At 71.6% G+C, this 8,924-nt stretch carries 6 protein-coding genes; all 6 read right to left on the reverse strand.

Annotated features, from left to right (window positions below; translation table 11 throughout):
* Window positions 1–25: 25 nt before the first annotated feature.
* The 6 genes from ACT2CW_RS41710 to ACT2CW_RS41735 all read right to left on the reverse strand — a co-directional run bounded on the left by ACT2CW_RS41710 (window position 26) and on the right by ACT2CW_RS41735 (window position 8,789).
* Window positions 26–3,010, reverse strand: coding sequence for a M14 family zinc carboxypeptidase (locus tag ACT2CW_RS41710; protein WP_445517030.1), 2,985 nt, complete (start codon window positions 3,008–3,010; stop codon window positions 26–28).
* A 220-nt stretch (window positions 3,011–3,230) separates the two neighbouring features.
* The gene (gene whiA, locus ACT2CW_RS41715; RefSeq protein ID WP_030840944.1) at window positions 3,231–4,220 is read right to left on the reverse strand and encodes a DNA-binding protein WhiA; all 990 of its coding nucleotides are present in this window, start codon (window positions 4,218–4,220) and stop codon (window positions 3,231–3,233) included.
* On the reverse strand, window positions 4,211–5,230 hold the full coding sequence (locus ACT2CW_RS41720; protein ID WP_164430175.1) for a gluconeogenesis factor YvcK family protein: 1,020 nt from the start codon (window positions 5,228–5,230) through the stop codon (window positions 4,211–4,213). Before ACT2CW_RS41720 ends, whiA begins: the two co-directional genes overlap by 10 nt.
* On the reverse strand, window positions 5,227–6,162 hold the full coding sequence (gene rapZ / locus ACT2CW_RS41725; RefSeq protein WP_164430177.1) for an RNase adapter RapZ: 936 nt from the start codon (window positions 6,160–6,162) through the stop codon (window positions 5,227–5,229). Before rapZ ends, ACT2CW_RS41720 begins: the two co-directional genes overlap by 4 nt.
* Window positions 6,159–8,246: an excinuclease ABC subunit UvrC gene (gene uvrC / locus ACT2CW_RS41730; protein WP_445517031.1), complete on the reverse strand. Its 2,088-nt coding sequence runs from the start codon at window positions 8,244–8,246 to the stop codon at window positions 6,159–6,161. The genes rapZ and uvrC overlap by 4 nt, the downstream gene beginning before the upstream one ends.
* 117 nt (window positions 8,247–8,363) lie before the next feature.
* On the reverse strand, window positions 8,364–8,789 hold the full coding sequence (locus ACT2CW_RS41735; RefSeq protein WP_445517032.1) for a QcrA and Rieske domain-containing protein: 426 nt from the start codon (window positions 8,787–8,789) through the stop codon (window positions 8,364–8,366).
* Between the last annotated feature and the right edge of the window lie 135 nt (window positions 8,790–8,924).

Genomic DNA, 8,924 nt, shown 5'->3' on the forward strand with positions numbered 1-8,924 from the left:
TTCAGTCACGATGTGTCACGCGCTGTCAACGACGCAGCGCACGTAGCGCGTCGCCCACCAGCCGGGCTCTCTGGGCGGCGTCGGGTACGTGCTCCAGTCCGAATCCCAGCAGCACGGTGTCCCGTGTGGTGACGCCCGCGACGGTGTGGAAGAGCTCCCGGGAGCGGGACCAGTCCCCGGCGTTGGCCGGGCTGCCCTCCGGCGCCCCCGGCACCGTCCACGGGCCGAGCGCGGTCTCGAAGCCCTCGGAGTCCTCGGCGGTGCCGCCGACGGTCAGCTCGGTGCCGTCCACGAAGGCGCCCCGGCCGCCGGTGCCCGGATCGGTGACGTACGAGAGCGCCAGCTCGACCTTCTTGCCCGCGTAGCCGCTCAGGTCCAGCGAGACCGGCCGCCACCCCTCGGAGGAGCCCGTCAGGCTGTTCCAGGAGCCCGTGCTGCCCTTCGCGGCGCAGCCGTTGTCGCCGGGGGTCAGGTAGTGCTTGAGGAACGGGTGCAGATTGAGCAGGAAGCCCGCCTCGCACTCGGTGGGCACCTTGGTGGAGGAGCCGCCGCCCGCGTCGGGGAGGGTGGTCCAGTCGTCCTTGCCCGCGGTGCGCGCTTCGATGATCACATGGTCGTAGCCGGGCTCGGTGTCGTAGCTGAGCCGGAAGTCCAGGGCCGGTTTGTCGGCTGCGGACACACCGGTGAGGTCCACCGTGCGGGACAGCCGCATCCAGGAGTTGTCACGGTGCCCCGCGGCCGCCATCCAGTCGCCCTCGTAAGGCTGGTACGGGGTGCGCGTGTTCGGGTACTCCCCCGCGCCCGCGCTGCGGAACTGGGGGAAGTCCTCGGGCGGCAGCACATCGGAGGTGACGGTGTAGGCGCCCGCCGCGTCCAGGGGGTTGCCGGGGGCGTCGCCGAGGTTCGCGCCGGTGCCCGCGAGCGCGCCGGCGCCCTGGAAGGCGGTGGGCGACTTCAGGGTGAGCCGGCTGTCGGCGCCCAGGTAGTACTGACTGAAGTCGTCGGTGTCGGCCGGTCCCACCTCGGAGCTGCCGCCCGCCCGTTCACCGGTGGTGATCAGCTTGCCGCCCTCGTTGAGGAAGTCGCGCACCGCGAGCAGGGTCGGGCCGCCCGGCCGCTCGGCGCCGGTGTACCAGAGCACCGTCCTGAAGTGGCTCAGCACGCCGAGCGCGGACGGCGCCCCTTGGGTGGCCACGTCCCAGACGGCCGCCTTACGGTCGTTGTCGGCCAGCGCCCGGGTGTACGCGGCGGTGTGCCGGGCCGGGGAGGTGCCGCCCTCCTCGGCGATCACCAGCGTGTCGGCGCGGGGCCGCTTCGCCACGGTGTAGGTGAACGGCTCACTGGCGGTCCGCTTGCCGCTCTCCGTACGGCCGGTGAACCAGACCTCGACCTTCTGCCCGGGGTCCGCGCCCTTGACGGCGGCCCGGTACTGGTCGAAGCGGACGTTGTCCTCGCCGCCGTAGGTCTCACCGCCCCGCCATGCCTTCAGCGGGGCGGTGTGGGTACGGCCGCCGTCCACGCGGTAGTTGAGCTTCTTGTCGCGGACGCGCTTGCGGACGGTCACCGAGACGTCCTGGTCGCCGCCGCGCGCGTACGACGTGGTGAAGGCGTCCGGGGTGAAGTCCCGCGCGGTCATACCGACCGACGACGAGGGCCGGTCGGGGTGTTCTGCGGTCTCGGCGACCGAGAGCGCGAAGGGGATGTTCTTGGTGAACTCCTGGGCGATCAGCTTCTCGTCGTCCGGGAAGGTGAAGACGGACGCGCAGTCGCGCGGCTGCCAGGCGTCGTCCGGGTCCACGTTGGAGGCGGTCTGGCACGTCGACATCTCCGGGGTGAACATCATCATCCCGTTGACGTTCGCCGCGTGGCCGTCGGCCTCGCCGTTGGTGGTGTACAGCTCGGAGGAGACCTGCGGGTGGTAGCCGGGGATGGCGGAGTGCTCGGGGGTGCCGGCGAGGGACGTGTAGAGGACGTCGTCGGGGGTCGGGGTGGCGACCTGCCAGCCGACGCCGTAGAGCAGCAGTTCGGCGGCCGAGTGGTAGTTGATGCCGTAGGTGAAGCCGATGCGCTTCTCGAAGGCGTCCAGCGCCCTGGTCTCCGGCTCGGAGGCGGGGGCGGGTCCTCGGTAGGTCTCATCGGCCGGGTCGGCGGACGAACCCTCGTTGTCGTAGCCCCACTTGTAGCCGAAGTTGCGGTTGAGGTCGACGCCGTCACCCGAGGTGATCTTGCCGTCGCCGTTGTTGTCGCGCAGGTTCTTGCGCCACTGGCGGTTGGCCGGGCTCTGATGCGTGTAGTCGTAGCCGTCCGGGTTGGCCGACAGCACGAACCACAGCTCCGTACGGTCCACGATCCTGGTGACGCGGTCGTCCTTGCCGTAGTTGTCGAGGTAGTAGTGCATCAGCCGACGGGTCATCTCGGGCGTGATCCACTCCCGGGCGTGCTGGTTGGACATGTAGAGCACCGACGGCTTGCCGCCGTCGCGGGTCTTCGCGGCGCCCTTGCTCAGCTTGAGGGCGAGGATGTCCTTGCCCTGGCCGGTCTTGCCGATGCTGACGACCTTGGTGAGGCCGGGGTGCGCCCGGCCGGTCTCGACGATCTCCTGCTTCAGCCCGCCCTCGCCGCTGTAGGGGCGGAAGACGCCGTCGCCCGCGGCCTTCAGCCGGTCGCGGCTCTGCGCGGAGACCTTCTTCTCGGCGAGCCGCACGCCCTTGCCGCGCAGTTCGGCGGCCTGCTGGGCGGTGAGGTAGAGCTCGACCGGACCGGTGCCCCTCTCGGGCACCTGCCGCCCCAGCTCGGTACCGTCCGCTCCGGCGCGGAGCAGCAGCGGAATCTGATCCTTCGTGACCTGGGCGGTCCATACGGACAGCCCGTCGCCGGCGGAGTCCGCCGGCGGTTGTGCGGTGGCCGCGGGTGCCGCGGCCAGTCCCCCCAGGAGCAGCGCGGCAAGTGCCACCACCGCGCCGCCCGATCTCACCGTGCGTCTGAATCTCACCGTGCGTCCGAGCTTCATGAGCCCCCCTGGCTGTCGTGTGAAGACACGCGGGTGCGCAGCGCTCCAGACTTGTCACGACACATGGTCATGTCAACAGCGGCGCGCGGAACCGCCGTCACATGCCCCGGGACACACCACGCCCCCGGATCACTCGTGTGACCCGGGGGCGTGGGGTGCGGCTCTCGTACGGCTTGTCGGGCCGTCAGCCGGTGGGGGGCGTCAGCTCGTAGGAGCGGTGTCAGCCGACCATGCCGTCGGCCATCTCCTCGGTCAGGCTGGACTCGGTGCCGGGGATGCCCAGGTCCTGGGCGCGCTTGTCGGCCATGGCCAGCAGCCGGCGGATACGGCCCGCGACGGCGTCCTTGGTCAGCGGCGGGTCGGCGAGGGCGCCCAGCTCCTCCAGGGACGCCTGCTTGTGCTCCATGCGCAGCCGTCCGGCCGCGGCGAGGTGCTCGGGCACCTCCTCGCCCAGGATCTCCAGGGCGCGCTGCACCCGGGCCCCGGCGGCGACGGCGGCGCGGGCCGAGCGGCGCAGATTGGCGTCGTCGAAGTTGGCGAGGCGGTTGGCGGTGGCCCGCACCTCGCGGCGCATCCGCCGCTCCTCCCACGCGAGGACCGACTCATGCGCCCCCAGCCGCGTCAACAGCGCGCCGATGGCATCACCGTCCCGGACGACCACCCGGTCCACCCCGCGCACCTCGCGCGCCTTGGCGGCGATCTGGAGCCGGCGGGCGGCGCCGACCAGGGCGAGCGCGGCCTCCGGTCCTGGGCAGGTCACCTCCAGGGAGGACGAGCGGCCGGGCTCGGTGAGCGAGCCATGGGCGAGGAAGGCCCCGCGCCAGGCGGCCTCGGCGTCGCAGGTGGCCCCCGAGACGACCTGCGGCGGCAGCCCGCGGATCGGCCGGCCGCGGCCGTCGACCAGGCCGGTCTGCCGCGCCAGCTGGTCACCGCCCGCCACCACCCGCACCACGTACCGGCTGCCGCGGCGCAGCCCGCCGGGGGCCATCACCACCAGATCCGAGGAGTGGCCGAAGATCTCCAGGATGTCCTTGCGGACTCTTCGGGCCGCGATCCCGGTATCCAGCTCCGCCTCGATCACGATGCGCCCGCTGACCAGGTGCAGCCCGCCCGCGAACCGCAGGATCGCCGAGACCTCCGCTTTCCGGCAGCAGGTCCGGGTGACGGGGAGCCGGGAGATTTCGTCCTTCACCGCTGCCGTCATCGCCATGGGCCGATCCTTCCATGCATCCGAAAAATACGGTCGTACGCGGCCGCCAGAAGCTCCGGGTCATGCCTCGGGGCACCGTCGGTCGCGGCCACCGGAGCCAGCTCGACTGTGCCGCCCAGCCGCTTGGCGGCGTCGCACAGACTGCTCTGGTCGGGGACGGCGGCCTCGTCGGCCAGCACCACGTCGAAGGCGAGTTTAGGGGCGTGTCGGGCCAAAACCTCCAAATGACGCTGCGGGGAGAAGCCGTCGGTTTCTCCCGGCTGAGGGGCGAGGTTCAGCGAGAGCACGCGCCGGGCCTTGGTCTCGGTGAGCGCCTTGAGCAGATCGGGGACCAGCAGATGCGGGATCACGGAGGAGAACCAGGAGCCGGGCCCCAGTACCACCCAGTCGGCGTCCATGACCGCCTCGACGGCCTCGGGGACGGCCGGCGGATCGTGCGGCACCAGATGGACCGACTGCACCTCGCCGGGGGTGAGCGCCACGGTGGCCTGGCCGGCGACGGTGGAGACCTCGTCCGGGCGCGCCGGGTCATGGCCCCGGACGTACGCCTGGAGCTCCAGGGGGACGGCCGACATGGGCAGCACCCGGCCGTGGGCGCCCAGCAGCTTGCCGACCAGGTCGAGCGCCTCCACATGGTCGCCCAGCTGCTCCCACAGGGCGACGATCAGCACATTGCCGACCGCGTGGCCGTGCAGCTCGCCCTCGCTGGCGAAGCGGTGCTGGATGACCCGCGCCCAGGTCTGGCCCCAGTCGTCATCGCCGCACAGCGCGGCCAGGGCCTTGCGCAGATCGCCGGGCGGCAGCACGCCCAGCTCGTCGCGGAGGCGTCCACTGGAGCCCCCGTCATCGGCCACGGTGACGACGGCGGTCAGATCGCCGGTGATCCGGCGCAGCGCGGCGAGCGACGCAGACAGGCCCATGCCGCCGCCCAGGGCGACGACCTTGGGCTGTGCGCTCCGGTTCGCCCGCGCCCCGACCAGCCGTCGCAGCCGATTGGTACGAATGGTCACTCGCGCCCCATGTCCCGGTGGACGATGACGGTCTCCACTCCCTCGGCGGCCAGCCGCGGGGCGAGCCGCTCGGACATCGCGACGCTGCGGTGCTTGCCGCCGGTGCAGCCGACGGCGATGGTCACATAGCGCTTGCCCTCGCGGCGGTAGCCCGCGGCGATGAGCTGGAGCAGCTCCGCGTACCGGTCCAGGAACTCCTTGGCGCCGGGCTGGTTGAAGACATAGCTGGAGACCTCCTCGTTGAGCCCGGTGAAGGGGCGCAGCTCGGGGACCCAGTGCGGATTGGGCAGGAAGCGGCAGTCCACCACCAGATCGGCGTCGACCGGCAGCCCGTACTTGTAGCCGAACGACATCACCGTGGCCCGCAGCTCGGGCTCCTCCTCGCCCGCGAACTGGGCGTCCATCTTGGCCCGCAGCTCATGGACGTTGAGACTGGAGGTGTCGATCACCAGATCGGCGTCCCCGCGCAGCTCGCGCAGCAGATCCCGCTCGGCGGCGATGCCGTCCACGATCCGGCCGTCGCCCTGGAGGGGGTGCGGGCGGCGCACCGACTCGAAGCGGCGCACCAGGGCCTCGTCGGACGCCTCCAGGAACAGCACCCGCCGCTTGACGTTCTTGGCGGCGAGGTCGGCGAGGGACTCGCGGAGGTTGTCGAAGAAGCGGCGGCCGCGGACGTCCACCACCACGGCGATCCGGGCCACATTGCCCTGGGAGCGGGCGCCCAGGTCGACCATGGTGGGGATCAGCGCGGGGGGCAGGTTGTCCACGACGAACCAGCCGAGGTCCTCCAGACACTTGGCGGCGGTGCTGCGGCCCGCGCCCGACATTCCAGAGATGATCACCAGCTCGGGGATGGCCGCCGCCTCGGCGGGCTCGCCCGACGTGCCCGTATTCACCTGCGCTCCGTCTCCATGGTTCTTGTGCTCGGTCATGGTCTGGTCCCCCCGTTCGACGACGCCGCGCCGGCGGCCTCGTCCTCAATGATCTCTCCTGTGGCGGTGTTCACGGCGGGCGCGGCCGGGGCGGCCCCGGCGAGCGCCGCGGCGACCGTCTCGGCCGTCTTACGGCCGACGCCGGGCACCTCGCAGATCTGCTCGACGGTGGCGGCGCGCAGCCGCTTGACCGAGCCGAAGTGCTTCAGCAGGGCCTGCTTACGGCTGTCGCCGAGACCCGGAACGGTGTCCAGCGGCCCGGCCTTCAGCGACTTGGCGCGCTTGCTGCGCTGGTAGGTGATGGCGAAGCGGTGGGCCTCGTCGCGGACCCGCTGGAGGAGGTAGAGCCCCTCGCTGCTGCGGGGCAGCACCACCGGGTCCTCCTCGTCCGGCAGCCACACCTCCTCGAGCCGCTTGGCGAGGCCGCAGACGGCGACGTCGTCGACGCCGAGCTCGTCCAGGGCCCGCTTGGCGGCGGCCACCTGCGGCTTGCCGCCGTCGACCACGACGAGCTGGGGCGGGTAGGCGAACCGCTTCGGCCTGCCCTCCTCGTCGATCGGGCCGGAGGGCCCCTGGTCGGGCCCGTCGGTTCCTTCGGGTCCGTCGAGGGGCTGCCCGGTGTCCCCGGTGTCCCCGGTGTCCCCGGGAGTCTCGGTGGCTTCCTCCTGCCACTCCCCCGTCTTCTGCTTCTCCTGGAGATAGCGGCGGAAGCGGCGGCTCACGACCTCGTGCATGGAGCGGACATCGTCCTGCCCGGCGAAGCTCTTGATCTGGAAGCGGCGGTACTCACTCTTCCGGGGGAGTCCGTCCTCGAAGACCACCATGGAGGCCACCACGTCATCGCCCTGGAGGTGGGAGATGTCGAAGCACTCCACGCGCAGCGGGGCGGAGTCGAGACCCAGGGCCTCGGCGATCTCCTCCAGCGCCCGGGAGCGGGTGGTGAGGTCGGAGGCGCGCTTGGTCTTGTGCAGCGCGAGCGCCTGCTGGGCGTTGCGCTGGACGGTCTCCATGAGGTCCTTCTTGTCGCCGCGCTGCGGGATGCGCAGATCGACCCGGGAGCCCCGGCGCTCGGCGAGCCACTGGGTGACCGGCTCGGCCGGTTCCGGCACGGCGGGCACCAGGACCTCCTTGGGGACCGCGTCGCCGCGCTCCTCCCCGTACAGCTGCTGGAGGGCGTGCTCGACCAGCCCGGCGGTGTCGACGGCCTCGACCTTGTCGGTGACCCAGCCGCGCTGACCGCGCACCCGGCCGCCGCGCACATGGAAGATCTGGACGGCCGCCTCCAGCTCGTCCTCGGCGACCGCTATCAGGTCGGCGTCGGTGGCGTCGGCGAGCACCACCGCGTTCTTCTCCATGGCGCGCTTGAGCGCCCCTATGTCGTCGCGGAGCCGGGCCGCCTTCTCGTACTCCATCTCCTCGGCGGCCTCGTGCATCCGCTGCTCCAGGCGGCGCAGATAGGCGCCGGTGCGCCCGGCCATGAAGTCGCAGAACTCCTCGGCCAGTTCACGGTGCTCCTCGGCGGTGACGCGGCCGACGCAGGGGGCCGAGCACTTGCCGATGTAGCCGAGCAGACAGGGGCGGCCGATCTGGGCGGAGCGCTTGAACACCCCGGCGGAGCAGGTCCGGACGGGGAACACGCGGAGCATCAGGTCGACGGTCTCGCGGATGGCCCAGGCGTGGGCGTACGGGCCGAAGTAGCGCACGCCCTTCTTCTTGGCGCCGCGCATCACCTGGACCCGGGGGAACTCCTCGTTGAGGGTCACGGCGAGGGAGGGGTAGCTCTTGTCGTCCCGGTACTTGACGTTGAACCGGGGGTCGAACTCCTTGATCCAGGAGTACTCGAGCTGTAGGGCCTCGACCTCGGTGGAGACCACGGTCCACTCCACGGCGGCGGCCGTGGTGACCATGGTGCGGGTCCGCGGGTGGAGGTTCGCCAGGTCCTGGAAGTACGACGAGAGCCGCTGGCGCAGGCTCTTCGCCTTTCCGACGTAGATCACCCGGCGGTGCTCGTCACGGAACTTGTAGACCCCCGGCGAGTCGGGGATCTGTCCCGGCTTGGGGCGGTAGCTGCTCGGGTCGGCCATGGTCACCACCCTACTTGCGGGGAGTGACACATCCGGTGCCCTCGGGACGCGGTGCGGTGAGGTCCAGGGGATTTGGGAATTCCGCGACCCGCCCGGGCGTCACCGGCGTGGGTCCGCTCAGGCGTCGGGGCCCGCGACGAGCCGTCCGCCCTTCGCGGTGACCGGGACCGACGGCAGCGGCTTCTCCGCGGGCCCCTGGACGACCTTGCCGGTGCGGGCGTCGAACTGGCTGCCGTGGCAGGGGCAGTTGATCTTGCCGTCCTCGACCGTGTCGACGACGCATCCGGCGTGGGTGCACACCGCGCTGAACGCCGTGAACTCGCCCTTGGCGGGCTGGGCGACCACCACCCGCTGCTCGCGGTAGATCTTGGCGCCGCCGACCGGCACGACACCGGCCGAGCCGAGCTCGACCGGGGCGGTGGGCGTCGGGGGCGCCTTCTTGCCCGATCCGTCCGGGGAGCAGGCCGCCACCCCGAGCCCGGCGGCTCCGGCCAGCGCGGCGCGGCACAGCACGGTTCGACGGGAGGCGGGCTGGCTGGACATCTGCGGCTCCTGGGGGTGTGAGGGCCCTCCGACCATACCGGCACAGACCCTTCCGTTCGCCGCCACCCCCGGGGGGGGGGGGGGGGGGGGGGGAGAGGAAGTTTTTGCGAAAAATTTTACTTCCAAAGTTCAACT

Source organism: Streptomyces sp. NEAU-174, assembly GCF_052665095.1.